Raw genomic sequence first — 17,936 nt, 5'->3', positions numbered from 1 at the left:
GAGAAGGGCTTTCCTAGTTTCCTTAATCATTCTGCTCCCTTTTTAAAATCCATTTAAAAAAGGATTGGAATCCATTTCTGAACCAATGGAGGTTGTTGGTCCGTGTCCGGGAAGCACCTCTGTTTGTTCCGGCAATACAAGGAGCTTATCATGTATGCTTCTGATTAATTGATTATGGTTGCCACCTGGCAAATCCGTCCTTCCGATGCTTCCATTAAACAATGCATCTCCTGCCAGTACAAATTCCGCGTCTGGAAAATAAATCGATATACTTCCTGGAGAATGTCCAGGGGTTTCAAACACTTCGAATTTAAAGCTGCCAATTGACATGACACCTTCATCTTTTATCAAGTGGTCAGCAGGACGCGCTTTGATCGGTTCATTTAGCATGAAATGCCTGGAACCATTCAAGGCAGGGTCCGACAGCCAATCCTTTTCTTTTTCATGGATATATACCTTGATTCCGTATTTATCCCTAATTCTATCCACCGCGCCAATATGATCGAAATGAGCGTGTGTCAGCACAATTGCTTCCGGTTTTAGCTCAAGCTGTTCAATCACTGTTGCCAGCTTTTTCGGATTGTCACCTGGATCGACAATCAGGCAAGATTGTTTTTCATCATATACAATATAGCAATTTGTTTGTAAAGGACCTAGGGGAATCTGTTTCCATTTCATCAAAAATAGCCTCCAGCTTCTAGTGGTATTATTCATATATTTATTTTACACTATTGTCAGGCAAGTTTTCAGGATTTGCGAATGAAAAGCTTATGAGCCTTGGTGAACTTAAGGCAAGGGCTTAAGTCGAATTACGGGATTCTGAACATATATGTGTTCTTCAATAAAAAACGGAGGAGGTTGTAAAGTGCAAATTTTCATTGGAATTGAGGCCAACTCAATACTTTCCGAACTGACTGAATTTGAACAATTTCTTCAATCAGCCGTCCCTCCGCATCTTGTCCATGGACATATTTATATTTACGGGCAGCAAAAAATGGCAGATGCAGCTTCAGAATTACTGTCAGAAGCCGACCTCCTTGAAGAAACACATCAACTGATAAAAGTGAAAGGAACAGCTGGTGCCGATTTTTACGATTATGGATTCTCTGCAGGACCTGATACTTATTTGTACTCTAATGATCTGTCAGCCTTCAGGTTTACAGCAGGCGGTAACACCCAGATTGAAATGGCTCTTATTCAGTTGGAAGAACATCTTGTTTATACGTCCGCAGAAGGGATTTATTTTACGATAGACCATTATACTGACCTTGTGATGGGTATAGTAAAGGCATATAAGGTGAAAGTTGAGTTTTTAGACCTCGACAAATGGTGTAAAAAAATATAAAATATAAAACGAGTGTATGCTTGTCATTACATAACAGGCTGCCGCCTAAATTTCAATCAACTAATTCAACAAACAGGCTTAATGTCTGCCTAATTATGAAGGGGGCTTTATCATGGGATTGGCAATTATCTTCGCTTTAGTCACACTGCTTGCCGGTTATGCAACTTTCTCGGCGCTTAAAAACAAAAACATTCTTGGAATCGTCTTTGGTGGAGGAACTTTCTTAGTTATTGGCTGGTTCACAGTCATGACGGTCCTTAACTCTGGATTCCCTACAGCGCACTAATTTGAGACACGGAAAAAGACCACCCATGGGTGGTCTTTTTCATTCACTTCTATTTCAATAATTCATTTACCCTGTCTACCTTATCCTGCATCCTTCTTTTCACATCACGCCTGTCGTCAATCCGGATATTTGTGGCTACTCTCTGGATCCCGGCATTGAAAGGTGCTTCGTGGATTGCCTGGATCACCTCAAACAAAACGGGCAGTTCTCCTTCAATCAAAGTGTTCATTGGCGTAAGTTGATATTGGATTTCGCCCCGTTCCTCATACTGCTTAAGAATTTTTTGGATATCTGCTACATAAGAACTCACGCTTGGCGTCTGAGTTCCGATTGGTATAACTGTTACATCGACGATTGCCATTAAAATCTCTCCTTGCAAAATCAATTAGTAAGGCTCATTTCGTTAGCTTCATTGCTAGCTCAACCCGCTACAAAGGCAATTATTATTAAAAAGTTCCTTGAAAAGAAACCCGGTACCTTTAATAAAGCGACAACTGGAGCATGTGCTACATAGCAAAAACAAAAACAGCCATTAGTAAACGAGGTTAAAAATCTCGTTTGTCTTGATATTCAAGACTTTTTCGAGCTGGAAACCATAAAGGCACATCTCCCCGGAAGGTGAGCAGGAAAGTGGTTCATTGGCCAACTCGTTAAACACAACTTCCTCTTTTTTGGTATCTATATGATAACGCATCAAGTTAAATCCACCCTCATAAAGGTCAGCATCTCCCTGACTGTCTGCTCTCAAATAGATAAAATCCTTCCCATTTCCCATTAAATCATAAAAAGGAACGACCCATCCAGAAAAAGAGGTTAACAGCGGCGCTGTAAATTCTGCGACCGGTTTGCCTCCATCCCTGATGAATGTATACAATCCCTCTTCCGCATCATTCACTTTGACAGTCATTAAATACGGCCCAAAGGAATCGAACTGGTATACATCTTCATGCAAGGTTACAATCTTATTTTCCTTAAGAGATAACGAATTTAATGGTGCCGTAAGAGACATCCCTTCTTCTTCCCATTCCTGATAGACAAGAACATCCTCGGATATCCATCTGACAAAGGGCTCGGGAAGTTCGACGTCTTTGAGCTTATTGTTCCTTAAATCAAGCAAATAACTGCTGAAATCCCAATCTGCCGTAAAAGAAGAGATCATTAATAAATTTTCATCGAATGGGTTCCACTCAAAAGTTATATCATATGATTGAATGCTGGTAGAATACATCTCTTCACCTGACAAATCAATAATAGTCAGGAGTCCTTCTTCTGATGCACCGCTATGGATCAGCACCTTGGTTCTTTCTGGACTTGGTACCGCGTTAATGATTGGCTGCGCACTTGTATATAGCAATGTTGCCTTTCCAGATCCAAGATTGTAGGAATATAATAAGGAAGTACTTTCTCCTTTATTTGTAATATAGAGGATTTCAGAATCACTAAGCCAGCCTGCTGATTTATAGAATTCCTCCTGCTCGCCAATACGAATCGGAATCACATCCACTCCCAAAAACGAAGGAGCAGGGAGTTCCTTCATCCTTTTCAAACTATGACCAGCTCTTTCATGCAATGAACCTTCAAGTTGCTGAGAGCAGCCAGAAAATATTGATGCAGAAGTGATGATGATCATCATCACCCAAATAACATAAGGTGTATGATATGTACTTACCTTATTGCTCTTCACCTCTACACCCCCATTTTTAACCATGTATATATCTGTACGTTAGAAACCTGTAAATGTTTCAATGAATTATGAAAAATCAGCAAAAACAATCATTATACATTACCCTCTTTTTTTAAAAGCCAAAAACCAGCTATTATGCACTATGTAATATCTCATTGATTCAGGCAAATTACTACTCTTATTTTATAACTTCCATAATAAAAATCCTGCACCCATAATATTAAGGTGCAGGTTTTACAGAATTTCACTTATTGGATTTAGGGGAACCATTTTCTTTGTTTGCATCTTGCTCGTCATAAAATCTCAGCAAGTCTCCATAAATGATTTTATCGGAGAACTCAAGCTCGTTCTTTGCTTGTTCAAAGAAAGGCTCACAAGCTGCTTTGTCAGTCGGCTCGCCAGTTGTCTTATCGTAGCAAGTTTCTCTTGTGAATACATAATCCTTTGTGATGAAGCTGCCATCTCGCAAAACAGCGAAATCACGTCGATTCTTCGAGAATAGATCGGACCCAAAATCGATGTTATTTTTAGTGTCGATTCCCAGCAGGTGAAGGATGGTCGGCTTTAGGTCAATCTGTCCGCCAACCGTAGTCATTGTCTTGCCCTCATGGCCAGGAATGTGGACGATCAGCGGCACTTGCTGCAGCTGAGTGCTTTCAAAAGGCGTAATTTCCTTGCCTAGATATTCACCCATCGCCTTATTATGATTCTCCGAGATCCCATAATGGTCACCATATAAAATGATGATGGAGTCTTCGTAAAGTCCCTCATCTTTCAAATCTTGTATAAACAGCTTAAGAGCCTCATCCTGATAACGAACAGTTGGGAAATAATTATTGACTGTCTTATCATTTGACGTATATGGTTCGATAAGGCGGTCTTCCTCATTCAGTTCGAATGGGAAATGGTTCGTCAATGTAATGAACTTAGAATAGAATGGCTTCGGCATAGCCTTCAAGTGGTCAACGGATTGTTGGAAGAACTCAATATCTTTCATGCCCCAGCCTACTGAATTTTCTTCTTCCACTTCATAATCAGGCAGCGAATAGAAGCGCTCGTATCCCAGTGATTGGTACATGATATCACGGTTCCAGAAGCTCTTGTTATTCGCATGCAGAGAAGCAGTGAAATATCCGTTTTCATTCAAAATTTCTGGTGTTGCTGTATATTCATTTCCGGAGTGCGTAAAGAATACTGCACCTCTGCTTAATGGATACAGTGAATTCTCAACCAGGAATTCAGAATCTGAAGTCTTTCCCTGACCGGTCTGATGATAGAAATTGTTGAAGTAATAACTTTCTTTTATGAAATCGTTCAGGAAAGGTGTAATTTCTTCTCCATTTACAGTCTGGTCTATGACAAAATCCTGTGTGGATTCCATGGAGATAAGTATCACATTTTTCCCTTTTGCAGCACCAAACATCTCATCGTCCGGGGGTAAATAATTTGCACGAACATAGTTGTCGATGTCAGCGAGCTCACTGCCATCAGCCATTGCTCTCTGTGCGGATGACTTCGATTGAAGGAAAGCATCATATAAGTGGTAATTGTATGTTCCGATATTTTTTACCAGCATTTCTCTGTCGAAAGTTCTCGTTAACAGCTGCGGACGCTCAGTTTCAGCCATTCCAAGATTAAAGAATGCAATCGCGATCGCCACAAGGAAGAAAGCTCTGCGGTCCACTTTGGAGTACTCGCGGAATACTATTATATTTGGCTTGATTTTTAATAAAATGGCCAACACGAGCAAATCAGCAAAATAAAACAAGTCACTTATATTGATTAATTCGGTGACACTGCTGCCCAAATCACTCATATTACTCGTCTGGAAAAGCACAGGAATCGTCAGGAAGTCATTGAAGAAACGGTAAAATACTACATTAGCGAACAAGACTGCGGAAACTATGAAACTTGTTATCAAAATGTAGCGTTTCTGGGCCTTTTCCTTCATGAACATGCTGATTCCCAGGATGACCATCAAGAAGCTTAAGGGATTCATGAGCAGAATGATTTCCTGTCTCCAGTTTTCAATTTTTATATCAAAGCTAGTTTTATAGGCAATATAAGTCTTTAGCCAAAGCAGGATTGTCGCAATCGCAACAATAGATGCTTTAGTCCAGGTATTTTTCTTCATTTGCTTGTTACCTCCCTGTCAAAAATAACAGATATGGGAATTTTTAGGTTATTTTTTCCACTTGCTCAAGAATCAAAGATAATCTTAATACTTTTTTTTCTAAAAAGCAAACAAAATCAAAGTAAAAAACCATAGACCAATTACTGTGATTTTCCACTATTTTAGACGAAATAAACCTATAAAAGTTTCAGGAATGTCCAAATTCCGAAAATTGAAACTTTATACACATAAAAAAACAGGGAGTATTCTCACAGAAAACTCCCTGTTACCAGTTATTCTTGCCCAATTTTGTTCTTGACCAGCCATGCTGCGCCAATCACACCTGCATCATTTCCCAATGTGGCGATACTGATTTCAGTTGATTGTGCTACTCGAGGAAAAGAGTTGCGCAAAAATTGTTCTTTTATTGGATTGAGAAGGATATCACCAGCTTTTGAAACTCCGCCCCCTAGCACGATTTTTTCCGGATTCAGGGTATTGGCGATATTTGCAAGTGCAATACCTAAATGCAAAGCCACTGAGTCAATGACCTTCAGCGCCAATGAATCGTTTCTTTTGGCAGAATCGAAAACATCTTTAGCTGTAACATAGCCTGTCTCCTTATAAACTGCTGCCAGTTCTCCATTTGAAGCTTCTTTGTTCAAGGCTTCAGTGGCAATCCTGACAATTCCAGTTGCGGATGCAATTGTTTCAAGGCACCCTGTTTTACCGCAGTTACACGGCGCTCCACCTTCAGCCAATGAAGTGATATGGCCTATTTCACCAGCCGCACCGCTTACCCCGTGAACGATATCACCATTCGTGATCACACCGCCGCCTACCCCTGTCCCCAGGGTGACACATACAAGATCCTTGGCGCCATTTCCTGCACCTTTCCACATTTCCCCCAGTGCCGCACAGTTAGCATCGTTATCGATTACGGCCGGAAGCGAGGTTTCGACTTCAAGCAAGTCTTTCAAAGGATAAGGTTCTTTCCATCCAAGGTTCACTGCTTCAAAAATCACACCAGTCGCAAGATCCACTGGACCAGGAGCACCCATGCCGATTCCGATGATTTCACTCTTTGAATGACCTAATTCCTCGAGTTTCGCATCAATCGCCTTAGCAATATTAACGGTAATATTCTTCCCTCCGTCTGAGACATCTGTTGGGATCTCCCATTTATGCATAATTTCACCGTACATGCTTATGACAGCAAGTTTGGTTGTTGTACCTCCTAAATCTACACCTACAAGCCATTTCTCAGCCATTTTCTGTCACCTTTTCTCATTTGCGTTTTTTTTCTGTTTCCATCCGGATTTCCTGGCGTAAAAGCAAAATCGCAGTCTGGTAGTCTTTTGTCTCAATCAATTGGGAATTATAAAGTTCTTTCAGTTCGGCGGTCATGAGTTCTAAATCCGCCACTCTGTCACCTATGTAAATAATTGTCCCGAATTTTTTCAGGAACTGCTGGATGTCATAAATCGTTTTCAATGTAATCCCCTCAATGTTTGTGAAAATTAGAGCATGTTTCCATTACTTAAGTATAAAGGATACTCAATGCCTCCTCAAGTATGCTGGAGAAGATTTTATGACAAATACGAAAGCGTTTTATGCGTTTGTTAAGATTTTCGAAATCATGCTTAATATGATTAGCACCGAATGTACCTTATGTGTTTGGATTACCCTTCATAAGGGTACGATTCTCGCTTAATTGTACCCTTATAGACTGTAATTGCCCTTCATAAGGATACGATTCTTGCCTAATTGTACCCTAATAGACTGCGTTTGCCCTTCATAAGGGTACGTTTCTCGCTTAATTATACCTTTATAGACTGCGTTTGCCCTTCATAAGGGTACGATTCCCACCTAATTGTACCCTTATGACTGCGTTTGCCCTTCATAAGGGTACGATTCTCGCTTAATTGTACCCTTATCGAATGCGCTGCACCTTCATAAGGGTACGATTCCCACATAATTGTACCCTTATAGACTGCGTTTGCCCTTCATAAGGGTACGTTTCTCGCCTAATTATACCTTTATAGACTGCGTTTGCCCTTCATAAGGGTACGATTCTCGCTTAATTGTACCCTTATAGACTGCGTTTGCCCTTCATAAGGGTACGTTTCTCGCCTAATTATACCTTTATAGACTGCGTTTGCCCTTCATAAGGGTACGATTCTCGCCTAATTGTACCCTTATAGACTGCGTTTGCCCTTCATAAGGGTACGTTTCTCGCTTAATTGTACCCTTATAGACTGCGTTTGCCCTTCATAAGGGTACGTTTCTCGCTTAATTGTACCCTTATAGACTGCGTTTGCCCTTCATAAGGGTACGTTTCTCGCTTAATTGTACCCTTATCAAATGCGCTGCACCTTCATAAGGGTACGATTCCCTCCAAATATAGCTCTTTTTTTCGATAAATAAAACACCTGACAATGCTGTCAGGTGTTCAGATTGTATACAAACTCTATTGAAATGTACAAGTGCTGCTCTTCTATCTTACCGATCTGGATCCTGCGGTTTCAATATCCGCGGCCTTCTATTCTTTAGTGGAATGGGTGACCGGACGAGGACGTCGCGGAACGCCCTCGGGTTGAAAGGAATGAACGGCCACAAGTAAGGTACACCGAAGGATTTCATTCTTGCGAGCAAGATGATGAACAGCACGATCCCAATCAGGAATCCGTATAGTTGGAATGCTGCAGTCAATATAAGCAGGAATATCCTTACAAGCCTGTTTGCCAGGCTCATTTCATAACTTGGAGTTGCGAAGGTTCCAATTGCCGCGATTGCAAGGTAAAGGATGACTTCATTTGTAAGAAGGCCAACTTCGACCGCCACTTGCCCAATCATCAAGGCAGCGACAAGGCCAAGCGCCGTTGCCAGGGAGGTCGGTGTATGAATCGCGGCCATCCTGAGTATATCGATTCCAATTTCAATTAGGAAAAACTGTAAAAACAAAGGAATTTGACCAGGATCATTCGGGCCAATAAAGGCCATCTTTTCAGGCAGCAAATCGGGTTTGACTGCGAACAGATACCATAAAGGAAGCAAAAACAAAGATGCCCAAACAGCCATAAACCGTACCATTCTCAGATATGCACCGACAAGCGGTTTATTTCGGTACTCCTCGGCATGCTGCAAATGATGCCAAAAGGTTGTCGGAGTAATCAGGACACTGGGTGATCCATCAACAATGATGCAGACATGCCCTTCATACAAATGGGTTGCCGCAGTATCTGGCCGCTCTGTATACCTCACTGTGGGAAATGGATTCCAATGCTGTCCCGAGATAAACTCCTCGATTGTTTTCTCCCCCATCGGCAATCCGTCCGTATCAATCTTACTGATGGAGTCCTTTACTTTCTTGACCATTTCGGGATCAGCAATATCTTCTATGTAACAGACCACTATATCGGTTTGCGACCTCCTGCCTACCTGCTGATACTCCATTCTTAAAGTGCGGTCACGGATTCTCCTTCTTGTAAGCGCAGTATTGAAGACCAATGTCTCCACGAACCCGTCTCTCGAACCTCTTACTACCCTTTCTGTATCTGGTTCCTGCGGTCCTCGGACAGGATAGGTTCTTGCATCGATCAGGATGATTTCCGCGACTCCATCTACCGCTAGTGCCGTTGGGCCGGCCAACACCATATCCGCTACCTTATCAAGATCGTCAGTCGTTTCTACCTCTACATAAGGTATGTACGTCTTGACCAGCTTCTTGAGGGTTTCCACGTCCAATGCTCCTGGCTCAAGCTTCGCCAGTAATTGCATGATATAGAGCAGGATATCATCTTTTACAAATCCATCAACTAGAAACAATGCCATTTCTCTGCCAGCGTACTCGACGTCCAGCTGGATGACATCAAAACTTTTGCCAATTCCGAGTTCTTCTCTTAAAAACTTAATATTTTCTTTTAGGTTCTCATGTACGGGATGCGTTACTTTTTCTGCCATATTAACCAAACACCTTTCATTATGGCTCTTTTATAAACTTTGTTGTTATATCCAAAGAGCTTATCGCAGAGCTTGATCAGGAACGAATTGAAAAGAGAACTTAGCAATTATTGCGTGAGCAGTCAGTCAAATAAAAGCTGCCCAGTATTTTCCTGTCCACTTCTTTCACCATCTTAGACAAATAAAGAGAAAATCATACTTAATTGCATGTGTTCAGGACAAGTATCATATAGTGGTTATACCGACTCCTGACAATATTGAAAAGGGTGAGCTGATGAAAAAGTTTTTATTTTTGGGTATTAGTGCACTGGCTTTAGCAGTCTCTGCTTTGATGATCCAGCTTCAGAATATTAACAGTACGGAGGAGACCATCACTTTCTTCCCATTGAATGATGCAGTAAAGTATAAAAGCGCAAGCACGTCGTTAACGTTACAAAAAGATAAAAAGAATAATAAACATGTAGTTGATTGGAAGGTACAGTCAACTTTGGACCAGGATGCATACTTGAGACAGGATATGGGGCTCTTGTTTGTAAATGGTCTATTGAAAGGAAAGTTTGCCAAGTGGGAGCAGGAGACAGCGGATTTAGAGCAGCAAGATTTCATTTCACACGGGGAAAGCGCAAAATATGACGCCATCACTTTTCATTATTCGGAACTTCATGGTGACGGGGATAGAATCACAAGCTCGCAGAGGATGTCTGATGATATGCTATATGTAATTGATTCTCCTTTCAGCCCACTTCAGTCCTTTTCGGTCGCTAAAATCAAACAGGAGAAAGAATGGAAGAAAGTTCTTGACCAGAGCGTAAGTAACACTCTTACTAAAAGCTTAAGCAAGGCAGAAAAAAAGTATAAGTTCAAAGCAGTGAATTATATAACTGTACCGCTCGATACAATCAGACAGTACGAAGACCAGCCTTTAAAAGGTTTTACACAAAAGGAAACTGCCAATATTCTCGGGAAGCTCTGGGAAGGATTATATAAAAATTATTACCTGGGCATAAAAAAAAGCGATGGCACTGTCGTTGATCCGTTTGACAGTACCATGCCTATGATTCTGGTTTCAAGAGATAAAAGCCATCTGCTGGTTGTGACACAAACTGCTACTGGTGAGAGCATCGTACTTAAGCAGCTTCTTCAAGGTAGCGATTGATCTGCTCAAGTGTAGTACGGTAACTTTCCTGCCCTGGATTTAACTCTACCGCTTTTTCAGCATAAATTTTGGCTTCCTTCAGGCTTTTTTCATCGAAATAAATCAGGGCCAAATTATAATAGGCTTCGTGGAAATCAGGAGCCATTTCAATCACCTGAAGAAGATTGCTTTTGGCATTCTCAAGCCTGGCCAGCTTGATTTCGGTATAGGAAAGCATAAATAAGGATTCGGCCGAAAGTGTTTCCAGCTGGCGATAATCTGTAAGCAGCTCATTGGCCTGCTCATACTCTTCCTCTTTTATATGCTGTTGTGCAAGAACCAATATTGATCTTTCATCTACTAAATTAGCTTTGCCGCTGAAACCATACTGCAATGATAAAAAAATGGCCGCAACGGAAATAACCAGGAATGCTCCTTGAAGCATGGGGCGTTTCTTCTTGGGAAGGTGGAAAATACCTGCCGAGGCAAACCCTCCAACAAGCCCTCCTATATGGCCTGCATTATCGATTCCGGGAATGGTAAAGCCAAAAGCAAGGTTGATGCCAAGGACTACAAGAATATTCAGTCCCAATGTCCTCCAAAAAAGCCTTGGCTTCGCGACACCAAAATAAAGTAAAGCGCCAAAGCAGCCAAAAATCGCACCGCTCGCTCCTGCAGAAAGATTCGGGCTGAAGATGAAGCTGGCCAGCACACCGCTGAAGCCAGAAAAGGTATATATAAACAAAAACCTCAAATTGCCGTAAAGCCGTTCAACCATCGTTCCTAAATAGTATAAAGCGAGGGTATTCATGAACAAGTGGAGCAATCCAATGTGGATGATAATCGGTGTGAAAAAGCGCCACCACTCTCCCTCAAGTATCAGCGGGTTGAACTTCGCACCGAATTTTATCAATGTTGATGTATCTGTGCTTCCTCCTGCTGCCTCAAGAACCAAGAACATCAACACCTGCACAATAATAAATAGGTAGGTAAAAAAGGGCTTTCCATAATTAAATACGGATTGCTCTTCTTTAGCTCGGCCAACTGCACTGGAGAGGGCATTTTTTTTAGTGGACTCTACATCATTAACAGAAAATTCCTCTGCCAGCTCAATCCCTATAGCACCATCAAACCGGTTTTCTATTTTGCTTATTGCTTCAGACGCATTTGCTCGTTCTACTACTATGGAATCGACCGTTACCTTTCCATTTTCCGAAAGGACCGGTTCGGCGATCCTGAACTCATAATCATCTACTGGGGGATACGCACTAAAGTAAAGATTAAGAATCTTCAAGTTTCCTTTAGCCAGTTTCCTGCGGATTCTGTCACCATTCTCCGCAGTCATTCCGATATCGCGAAGCAGCCAGTTGCTCCAATCAAGATTATATTGCAGCAGGCGAACAACCTGCGAATGCTTGTTTTCTGTTTTTTCCAGCCACAGCTCTCCATGTTCCTGCGATAGCTGGAGGATACGATACTCCTTCTTCACAATCAGGAATTCCGCGACCTTCCAAAACAAATACTCTTCCAAAAAAGCCAACTTCTCCCCTACTTTCCTGCTCCGGTCCCAGCCGTTAATATGAATTTTATCTTTCCTCTATATAATGATTATAAACTAAAGCTTCATCACCAAGATATTAATAGCCCTCCGAAACAGAAAAAGACCCGACAAGGTCTTTTACTGAGGCTCTTTTCGTAAACGTTGCAGCTTTCTCAACAAGAGTAAAAAAACCGGCACCTGGGTTTTTACAAGTATGACCGTAAATTTCCATTAGAAATATCCTCGAAATGAGCCCGATACCTTTATTAATTCGAATACTTGTATAGGTTCGAAAAGCAACAATCAATGCGATAACAGCCTTTACTGAAACTCTGAAGGTCCTGAGAATAATGAATCCATCATTTTGCTTCTAATACCAGGCATGCCCATGATTGAACCCACAGCCACCCGGCGTAAAAACCTGTTGCCAAGTAGCATATTCATGAGCCGGTACCTATTCTCAAAAACAAAATATCCTGCCAGTCCAAGCATGAAGATAGAGACCATTTTCCTTACCATATAAATCCCTCCCTTTTTATTTTGGCAATATATCCAACTATTTATCCACCCGTCTTTAAAATACTGCATCAAAAGATGTATATATAATAGAAGAAAGCGGTTACATAACAGTGAATAAAATAATGGGCTGCAGTAATCAGCAGCCCATTTTTCTATCCTTTTATGACAGGCTCCATGACTTTCCTTAACACTTCTACAGAATGGGCAAATTTCTTTTGTTCATCTTCATCCAGGGACAGTTCGACAATTTCCCGGATGCCGTTGCGATTGACGATAGCTGGAACTCCGATATAGATATCTTCATGGCCATATTCACCGCTTAGGTGTGCTGAAACTGTCAAAATCGAGTTTTCATCCTGGAGAATCGCTTTAGTCAACCGGACAAGACCCATGGCAATTCCATAATAGGTAGCACCTTTACGCTGGATGATATGATAGGCAGCATCACGTACATTCGTAAAAATTTCCTCGAGGTCATCGTGCTTATAATGCTCCTGGTCTTTCATCATTTTGGCGATCGGCTTACCGCCTATGTCAGCATGACTCCATACAGGCAATTCCGTATCACCATGTTCACCTATGATATAGGCATGGACGTTCCGGGTATCTACTTTGAAATAGTCTCCTAGCAAGAAGCGGAATCTTGCGGTATCCAGTATTGTCCCTGAACCTATTACGCGTTCTTTTGGCAGGCCGGAGTATTTCCATACAGCATATGTGAGGATATCGACAGGGTTAGTTGCGACAAGAAAAATCCCGTCAAAACCGCTGGCCATGATTTCATCGACAATGCTTTTAAAAATTCTAGAGTTCTTTTCCACAAGATCGAGCCTTGTTTCTCCTGGTTTTTGATTGGCTCCTGCACATAGCACAACCAAATCTGCATCTTTGCAATCAGCATACGAACCAAACCAGATTTTCGTCTGGGAAGGAGCAAACGCCATACCATGGTTTAAATCCATTGCGTCCCCTTCTGACTTTTCCTTGTTAAGGTCAACAAGCACTAACTCTTCAGTTACTCCCTGATTGACCATCGCAAATGCGTAACTTGAACCAACGAAGCCTGTTCCAACCAGGACAACACGGTTTACATGATTTTTCATCTAGATACCACCTTGTTTAATTTACTCGTTAATTAGATTGTACTTTTTCTTTGCAGCTGAATATAGGGCTAATAATCTTAGTAAACGTTATCATTATAAACATTTTGTTACATTTCAATTCTATAAGTTTAGCCTTGATTGGAGCTTCTATGTCTGGATCACTTCATAACCAATAAACCAGAAGAACGAACAAAGTTTCTGATTGTTTTAAAGGATGTTATATAATGCCATTCCCATAATAGCCACAGTAAGACCTGAGATAAAATTAACAGCGTCGTTGTTTATTCTGCTAAAGCCTGATATCTGTTTAGTTGGAATGGAGCAATGGGTCAATTTTTCAGTAGGCAAATGACAGCGGACACATTGGAATCCTGCCTGAAGGTAGGCACCAAGCAATGTATCCAGCAACGACCCTGCCAATCCGAAAATAAATACCAGGATTACCCAGACAGGTTCCACACTCAACATGTAACCAGCGATTAAAGCGATTACCAGGGAACCAGCTGCAGATGCTAATGTTCCATATCCTGAAACTGCACCCGAGGTTCCACTTGGCACCCTTTTAAAGGATTTGATCGATACTGGCTGCTGTTTGCTTAACACGCCCAGTTCTGAAGCCCATGTATCTGCATTGGCACTGGCGATGGAGATTGCAAGTACCATGAGCCAAACCGGGTCGGGTGCAATAAAGTTTGCAAGACCCGCTAATGCTGCAGTTCCCCCATTGGCAGCTACCTGGGCCCAATCCCTTGCCGACCCTTTCTCATGCAATTCACCCAGGTGTTCCTTTCGTTTGCTTTTATACCTTGACAGCAAGCTCGAGGTAATAAAGAAAGCCCCCATCAATAGAAGTCCCCTTAAACCGAAACCGGCCCATATGAACAATCCGGTAAAAAAAGCGGCAAAAGCTCCCGATGGTTTCAAAAATTTAAAATATCCTGAAGCTGCCGAGAATATTGCGATAAATCCAATTACCAAGAGCTGGTCAGTCTCCAATGATGATAACTCCCTCGCTGGTGATGATTTTTTTCACAGCGATATCATGGCTTTCAACGGGAACTTGAGAAAGAATCTGGTCTTTAAACGCCAGAGAAACCGTTTTTCCCCGATAGTTTGCCAGAAAACGGTCATAGTATCCTCCACCGAACCCAAGCCTATAGCCGTTCTTTGAAAAAGCGAGTCCTGGGACGACCACTAAGTCTATCTCATCAGAGTCTACTGGATTCGTTTCGGAAACAATCGGCTCCAATAAACCATAGTAGACTGATTCAAGTTCAGAAAATTGCTTCAGTTCCCTGAAATCCAATTTTCGTGACTTCGGTTCGCATTTTGGAACGACCATCCTTTTCCTCTGCTCCCAGCCCTTCCTGATGATTTGAAACGTATCTACTTCCGGAGCTTTCGAAACAGTAACCGCCACTGTTGAAGCTTCCATCCATTCGTCACTTTTAAATAGCTGCTGTGCAATCTTGTAAGACTGGTCTTCATATTGAGGCAGGCTAATCTCTGATAACATTGCTATAATGTTCTTTCTCAGATCTTTTTTTGCATCCATTCATGCTTCCCCCCAAAGGTTATAGGCTATTTTATGTATTGATCTCTGCACATCTGTATGAATTATATATTTTAACAATACCATTCCTGCCAGCATCGGAGAAATGATTTATAGGTTTTTAGACAAACAAAAAAGCAGCTGGGAAAAATCCCGCTGCTTATTTTGTTTCGCGATGTGTAGTCGCGCGCTTATCTCTAGAGCAGTATTTCTTAAGCTCAAGACGATCTGGGTTGTTACGCTTATTTTTTTTAGAAATATAGTTGCGCTCTCCGCATTCTGTGCAAGCTAATGTAATATTTACACGCATGTAATTTCCCTCCAAACTATTCGAGCTAGGTTCGTGCATACGACTTTTCTATAATATCACTTTTTGTCGTGAATTGCTAGTGTGTTTTTTAAAAGCATTGCATTCAAATGAACAACTGTATTTTTTTCATTTCCTTCGATCATCCAGCAGCTGCTTTTTTGTGTTTCACGGGGGTTCATTTTCAAATCGAGCGAAAACAGGCTTGCTGCAGTTCCCTTTGCCATTGGCTGATAATTAAGCTTACCTGATTTCCGGCAATTCCAAAGCCGTTCTGTGCTCACATTCCATATCGGCTGAACTGTACACTGCTTCATACTCCCATTGCTATTTAAACCATTTACGAGATAAACCCTTTTATCTGCAAAATGGAAGATGACATTTTCATTTGGTGAGACAAAGCTGAATTGTTCATTGGCGCTTTCTGCATGGCGCTGCATCAGGATTAACCTCGCTTCTTTGCCAACTTTGGAATGATTCGTCACATAAAGATCGAAAAAATCAACCCTTGAATGAACATTTGCCTGTTTGATTCTTATCGACAAATCTTCCTGCGGCAGGAGTTTCTCCGTCATATTCCCAAGCCAATACACTTTTCCATTCACCCATATGCCTGGACTAAAAATCAATGGTTTCCTGCTCCGTCCGAAGTTCTCTTCATTATCGATCTGGAGATAAGCATTTACCTTCATTTAATACCCTCCTTTTGGCAATTTTTTGATAGCGCTCTTATATACAGTGTATCTGTAGCCCTTGCATTTTGTGCCCAACTGAATTTTTCATTGATTGATTCCAAAGCGTTTCGGCCGATTTCCTCAGAACAGGCTTCATTTTCAAGAATCCATTCGATAATGCGGACAAGATTTTTTTCATCCCCTGGCTGCATGTAAAAACCTGTTTTATAATCCTCTATCAATGTTTGCATGCCCCCGGTTTTTGCCACGACTGTCGGGACACCTGCAGCAAGTGTCTCAGCAGCTGCAAGTCCAAATGGTTCATAACTGCTGGCAAAAACAGCGATATCAGCTCTCATCATCAAGCTGTTCCGGATATCTTCATTAACGAAGCCGATAAAATGGACAAACCCATCCAGTCCCAGCTCCTTAACCTTTTGCCTGTACCATTCTAATAAGGGCCCATTACCTGCTACCACAAAACATAGATCCTCGACCTTCATCTTCAACAGGTCTGCAGCCGCAATCAAGGTTTGAAATCCTTTTTCCTTAACGATTCTTCCTATGGAGTAAACCATTTTCTTTCCTTTTAAAAACGGATATAACTCTTCAATATCTAAAGGGGGCTGCTCCAATTTTTCTGACATTGCCCCATTCGGAATGACCGAAATCTTGTTATTGGGGACTTCAAATAAAGAGAGGATCTCAGCTTCCATAAAGTCACTGCATACAATAATTTCATCTGCATCACGGCAGAGTTCCTTTTCTTTCTTTGAAATAAATTGCTGAAGATCGGAAAAAATGCCTTTATTACGGCCAAATTCCGTGCCATGCACGGTTGCAATCAGTGGTATCTCCAATTTTTTGCTGAGAAACTTTGCAGCGGGTCCTGTCATCCAATCATGGGTGTGGACAAGATCGAATTTAATGTGGTTGGCGATATTCAATACTTCTTCAATGATTGCCACATTCAACCCGGCCATCCAGGAGAGGAAATCCGTGTCCTGGTCATTAATTGGATTTACCCGGTGGATATGTACATTTCCTTGATAGTCATATTCTCGGCTATCATCCGGTCTGCTCGTTAGAACGTGAATTTGCTGATTTCTGTTGCCAAGTTCAGTTGCCAGTGCATGTACATGTCTGGCAAGCCCGCCTATTATATGGGGGGGATATTCCCATGAGAGCATCAAAATAGTTTTCTCTTTTTGATTCTCGATGCCTTTCAATTGAAGATGCTCCCTTCAAGATTCTCATAATAGGTGTAGGTGCTTACCTTCCCAACCCATCCGGGTGAAGGTGGCTGCCCCGCCGTTAACTGGATCTTGCCATCCTGAATAATCGAATTTGATTTTAATAATGGCAAAAATGTCTCTGAACTGCGCTTAACTCCTAATTCAACATAATAATTACCTGTTGGCTTGATTCCCTTGAACACCCAGCTTGACACTCCTTGACGAAGAATGACCTCATGGAGGACTCTACTAGAACCATGCTCAATTAAGCGCAGGCCCTTGATGACCTGGTCTTCCGGTATATAAAAATATTCGCAGATGAACTGGACTTTTTCATCCTGCAGCTGCCAGTAAACCAGCAGCTTTCCAGGCGAAAGGCTTATCGCAACTAACTGGTCCTGAAGCTTGTATATTTTTTGATCCTTCTCTGTCACGATGCACCCCCAAATGAATCATTATATTAATGGAATTGAAAATATA

General features: G+C 41.6%; 20 protein-coding genes. 3 read left to right on the top strand and 17 right to left on the bottom strand.

Annotation, left to right across the window (positions count from 1 at the left end; genetic code table 11):
* Nucleotides 1-42: 42 nt before the first annotated feature.
* Entirely contained in the window at nucleotides 43-678 is a 636-nt protein-coding gene (locus tag J7E35_RS07100) for an MBL fold metallo-hydrolase (RefSeq protein WP_214778335.1), read from the bottom strand.
* Between the two features lie 187 nt (nucleotides 679-865).
* On the opposite strand from J7E35_RS07100, the gene J7E35_RS07095 reads away from it, so the two are divergent.
* Both J7E35_RS07095 and J7E35_RS07090 read left to right on the top strand, forming a co-directional pair.
* On the top strand, nucleotides 866-1,345 hold the full coding sequence (locus J7E35_RS07095; protein ID WP_214778333.1) for a hypothetical protein: 480 nt from the start codon (nucleotides 866-868) through the stop codon (nucleotides 1,343-1,345).
* A gap of 112 nt (nucleotides 1,346-1,457) precedes the next feature.
* Nucleotides 1,458-1,631, top strand: coding sequence for a DUF2759 domain-containing protein (locus tag J7E35_RS07090; protein ID WP_192470898.1), 174 nt, complete (start codon nucleotides 1,458-1,460; stop codon nucleotides 1,629-1,631).
* 49 nt (nucleotides 1,632-1,680) lie between these two features.
* On the opposite strand, the gene J7E35_RS07085 is transcribed toward J7E35_RS07090, so the two are convergent.
* From J7E35_RS07085 to J7E35_RS07060, 6 genes are all read right to left on the bottom strand, one after another.
* Nucleotides 1,681-1,992, bottom strand: a complete 312-nt coding sequence (locus tag J7E35_RS07085; protein ID WP_214778331.1) for an MTH1187 family thiamine-binding protein — start codon at nucleotides 1,990-1,992, stop codon at nucleotides 1,681-1,683.
* Nucleotides 1,993-2,163: 171 nt separating this feature from the next.
* Entirely contained in the window at nucleotides 2,164-3,315 is a 1,152-nt protein-coding gene (locus J7E35_RS07080; protein ID WP_214778329.1) for a YqgU-like beta propeller domain-containing protein, read from the bottom strand.
* 244 nt (nucleotides 3,316-3,559) lie between these two features.
* On the bottom strand, nucleotides 3,560-5,449 hold the full coding sequence (locus tag J7E35_RS07075; protein WP_214778327.1) for an LTA synthase family protein: 1,890 nt from the start codon (nucleotides 5,447-5,449) through the stop codon (nucleotides 3,560-3,562).
* Nucleotides 5,450-5,721: 272 nt separating this feature from the next.
* Nucleotides 5,722-6,699: an ROK family glucokinase gene (locus J7E35_RS07070; RefSeq protein WP_214778325.1), complete on the bottom strand. Its 978-nt coding sequence runs from the start codon at nucleotides 6,697-6,699 to the stop codon at nucleotides 5,722-5,724.
* A gap of 16 nt (nucleotides 6,700-6,715) precedes the next feature.
* A complete protein-coding gene (locus J7E35_RS07065; RefSeq protein WP_214778319.1) occupies nucleotides 6,716-6,922 on the bottom strand; it encodes a YqgQ family protein in 207 nt (68 codons plus the stop codon).
* A gap of 1,008 nt (nucleotides 6,923-7,930) precedes the next feature.
* The gene (locus J7E35_RS07060; RefSeq protein ID WP_214778317.1) at nucleotides 7,931-9,391 is read right to left on the bottom strand and encodes a spore germination protein; all 1,461 of its coding nucleotides are present in this window, start codon (nucleotides 9,389-9,391) and stop codon (nucleotides 7,931-7,933) included.
* Between the two features lie 274 nt (nucleotides 9,392-9,665).
* Between J7E35_RS07060 and J7E35_RS07055 the strand changes: the two genes are divergently transcribed.
* Nucleotides 9,666-10,547 (top strand): hypothetical protein, encoded by an 882-nt coding sequence (locus J7E35_RS07055; RefSeq protein WP_214778314.1) that lies wholly within the window; start codon nucleotides 9,666-9,668, stop codon nucleotides 10,545-10,547.
* Here J7E35_RS07055 and J7E35_RS07050 read toward each other — a convergent pair.
* The 10 genes from J7E35_RS07050 to J7E35_RS07010 form a co-directional block, all read right to left on the bottom strand.
* Nucleotides 10,519-12,045: a rhomboid family intramembrane serine protease gene (locus J7E35_RS07050; protein WP_251040805.1), complete on the bottom strand. Its 1,527-nt coding sequence runs from the start codon at nucleotides 12,043-12,045 to the stop codon at nucleotides 10,519-10,521. The two genes, J7E35_RS07055 and J7E35_RS07050, sit on opposite strands and share 29 nt — an antisense overlap.
* A 118-nt stretch (nucleotides 12,046-12,163) precedes the next feature.
* Complete coding sequence (locus J7E35_RS23460; RefSeq protein ID WP_285290767.1) at nucleotides 12,164-12,298, bottom strand: hypothetical protein; 135 nt, start codon at nucleotides 12,296-12,298, stop codon at nucleotides 12,164-12,166.
* A gap of 89 nt (nucleotides 12,299-12,387) precedes the next feature.
* Entirely contained in the window at nucleotides 12,388-12,585 is a 198-nt protein-coding gene (locus J7E35_RS07045) for a hypothetical protein (RefSeq protein WP_214778312.1), read from the bottom strand.
* Nucleotides 12,586-12,737: 152 nt separating this feature from the next.
* Nucleotides 12,738-13,688, bottom strand: a complete 951-nt coding sequence (locus tag J7E35_RS07040) for an L-lactate dehydrogenase (protein WP_214778311.1) — start codon at nucleotides 13,686-13,688, stop codon at nucleotides 12,738-12,740.
* A 207-nt stretch (nucleotides 13,689-13,895) separates the two neighbouring features.
* Nucleotides 13,896-14,684: a DUF92 domain-containing protein gene (locus tag J7E35_RS07035; protein WP_214778309.1), complete on the bottom strand. Its 789-nt coding sequence runs from the start codon at nucleotides 14,682-14,684 to the stop codon at nucleotides 13,896-13,898.
* A complete protein-coding gene (locus tag J7E35_RS07030; protein WP_214778307.1) occupies nucleotides 14,674-15,243 on the bottom strand; it encodes a 5-formyltetrahydrofolate cyclo-ligase in 570 nt (189 codons plus the stop codon). Before J7E35_RS07030 ends, J7E35_RS07035 begins: the two co-directional genes overlap by 11 nt.
* A gap of 157 nt (nucleotides 15,244-15,400) precedes the next feature.
* Nucleotides 15,401-15,550 carry a 50S ribosomal protein L33 gene (rpmG, locus tag J7E35_RS07025; RefSeq protein ID WP_192470885.1) on the bottom strand — a complete coding sequence of 50 codons (150 nt, stop codon included), beginning with the start codon at nucleotides 15,548-15,550 and terminating at the stop codon, nucleotides 15,401-15,403.
* Nucleotides 15,551-15,606: 56 nt separating this feature from the next.
* On the bottom strand, nucleotides 15,607-16,239 hold the full coding sequence (locus J7E35_RS07020) for a hypothetical protein (protein WP_214778305.1): 633 nt from the start codon (nucleotides 16,237-16,239) through the stop codon (nucleotides 15,607-15,609).
* Complete coding sequence (locus tag J7E35_RS07015; RefSeq protein WP_214778303.1) at nucleotides 16,236-17,450, bottom strand: glycosyltransferase family 4 protein; 1,215 nt, start codon at nucleotides 17,448-17,450, stop codon at nucleotides 16,236-16,238. The genes J7E35_RS07020 and J7E35_RS07015 overlap by 4 nt, the downstream gene beginning before the upstream one ends.
* Entirely contained in the window at nucleotides 17,447-17,890 is a 444-nt protein-coding gene (locus J7E35_RS07010) for a DUF4912 domain-containing protein (protein WP_214778301.1), read from the bottom strand. The genes J7E35_RS07015 and J7E35_RS07010 overlap by 4 nt, the downstream gene beginning before the upstream one ends.
* Nucleotides 17,891-17,936 lie beyond the last annotated feature (46 nt).

It is taken from the genome of Bacillus sp. ISL-45 (assembly GCF_018613195.1).
Classification (GTDB): domain Bacteria; phylum Bacillota; class Bacilli; order Bacillales; family Cytobacillaceae; genus Mesobacillus.
This window is presented reverse-complemented; position numbering and strand designations above follow the sequence as displayed.

What these genes read in the sequence shown, in the direction of transcription:
- J7E35_RS07100 (WP_214778335.1), bottom strand. Translation starts at nt 678, where the DNA reads ATGAAATGGAAACAGATTCCCCTAGGTCCTTTACAAACAAATTGCTAT.
- J7E35_RS07090 (WP_192470898.1), top strand. Translation starts at nt 1,458, where the DNA reads ATGGGATTGGCAATTATCTTCGCTTTAGTCACACTGCTTGCCGGTTAT.
- J7E35_RS07085 (WP_214778331.1), bottom strand. Translation starts at nt 1,992, where the DNA reads ATGGCAATCGTCGATGTAACAGTTATACCAATCGGAACTCAGACGCCA.
- J7E35_RS07075 (WP_214778327.1), bottom strand. Translation starts at nt 5,449, where the DNA reads ATGAAGAAAAATACCTGGACTAAAGCATCTATTGTTGCGATTGCGACA.
- J7E35_RS07070 (WP_214778325.1), bottom strand. Translation starts at nt 6,699, where the DNA reads ATGGCTGAGAAATGGCTTGTAGGTGTAGATTTAGGAGGTACAACAACC.
- J7E35_RS07060 (WP_214778317.1), bottom strand. Translation starts at nt 9,391, where the DNA reads ATGGCAGAAAAAGTAACGCATCCCGTACATGAGAACCTAAAAGAAAAT.
- J7E35_RS07055 (WP_214778314.1), top strand. Translation starts at nt 9,666, where the DNA reads ATGAAAAAGTTTTTATTTTTGGGTATTAGTGCACTGGCTTTAGCAGTC.
- J7E35_RS23460 (WP_285290767.1), bottom strand. Translation starts at nt 12,298, where the DNA reads ATGGAAATTTACGGTCATACTTGTAAAAACCCAGGTGCCGGTTTTTTT.
- J7E35_RS07045 (WP_214778312.1), bottom strand. Translation starts at nt 12,585, where the DNA reads ATGGTAAGGAAAATGGTCTCTATCTTCATGCTTGGACTGGCAGGATAT.
- J7E35_RS07040 (WP_214778311.1), bottom strand. Translation starts at nt 13,688, where the DNA reads ATGAAAAATCATGTAAACCGTGTTGTCCTGGTTGGAACAGGCTTCGTT.
- J7E35_RS07030 (WP_214778307.1), bottom strand. Translation starts at nt 15,243, where the DNA reads ATGGATGCAAAAAAAGATCTGAGAAAGAACATTATAGCAATGTTATCA.
- rpmG (WP_192470885.1), bottom strand. Translation starts at nt 15,550, where the DNA reads ATGCGTGTAAATATTACATTAGCTTGCACAGAATGCGGAGAGCGCAAC.
- J7E35_RS07020 (WP_214778305.1), bottom strand. Translation starts at nt 16,239, where the DNA reads ATGAAGGTAAATGCTTATCTCCAGATCGATAATGAAGAGAACTTCGGA.